The sequence below is a fragment of the Bradyrhizobium sp. genome (assembly GCF_016462955.1).
Classification (GTDB): domain Bacteria; phylum Pseudomonadota; class Alphaproteobacteria; order Rhizobiales; family Xanthobacteraceae; genus Bradyrhizobium.
In genome coordinates, this window is sequence record NZ_JAEMSD010000220.1 from 9,723 (window position 1) to 10,667 (window position 945).

The 945-nt window shown below is 68.4% G+C and carries 1 protein-coding gene; it reads left to right on the forward strand.

Features of this window, described 5'->3' with window-relative positions; translation table 11 throughout:
- Positions 1-945 (forward strand): hydrolase (locus JHD07_RS21560; RefSeq protein ID WP_291625571.1); only part of this gene is annotated, 945 nt, incomplete at both ends.

A 945-nucleotide genomic window follows, 5' to 3' on the forward strand; every position in this document is an offset into this window, starting at 1 on the left:
GAATCGAACGGCATCGCGCGCGAGCGCATGATGGCGATCAATTTCACTGATCCGTTGGCGCGGAGCGACGACAAAATCGAGCAGGCGAACCGTTCCTCGACCGAGGACCAGCGCCGCGAGCTTGCCGCCGCCATCACTGAGCTGAAGCGCCGCACGGGCGCATCCCGCGTGGCGCTGGTCGGCAGCTCGCGCGGCGGCTATGCCATCCGCAACGTCATCAAGAACGGTGGTGCCGGCGATGTCAGCCAAGCCGTGCTGTGCGGTACGCCCAATCACGGCGTGTTCGCGGCCGACGACCAGCCCAACAACGAGTTCAACGGCCGCGGCATTTTCCTGCGCGGCCTGAACGAGGGCGAGAGCGAGGTGACGCCTGGCGTCGCCTTCCTCACGCTGCGCAGCGACGGAATGGACAAATTCGCGCAACCCGACGGCCGCTTCATCGGCAAGCCCGGCACGCCGACCAACGTCACGGCCGAAGGGCCGGAGCTGAAGGGCGCCACCAACCTCGTGCTCGGCGCGCTCGACCATCGCGAGGTGGCGTTCCATCCGCGTGCGTTCCGCGAGATCTACAAGTTCATCTCCGGCCGCGAGCCCACGCGCATCGCAATCGTGCCGGAGACCAGCGTGACCTTGAGCGGCCTCGTTTCGGGCACGCCCGGCGGCGTGCCGACCAACCGTCCCGTCGCGGGTGCAACCGTCGATATCTTCCGTGTCGATCCCGACACCGGTGAGCGCAAGGGTGGTGCGGTGCACAGCTCGAAGACAGGTTCCGACGGGCGCTGGGGCACTGCACAGGTCGATCCTGCCTGGTCGCTCGAATTCGTCCTGACCTCGCCCGGTGCGCCGACGACGCACATCTACCGCTCGCCGTTCCCACGCTCGTCCGACGTGGTGCATCTGCGGCCGGCGCGCCCGCTCGGGCCGGCGGACAAGGACGCCGGGGCG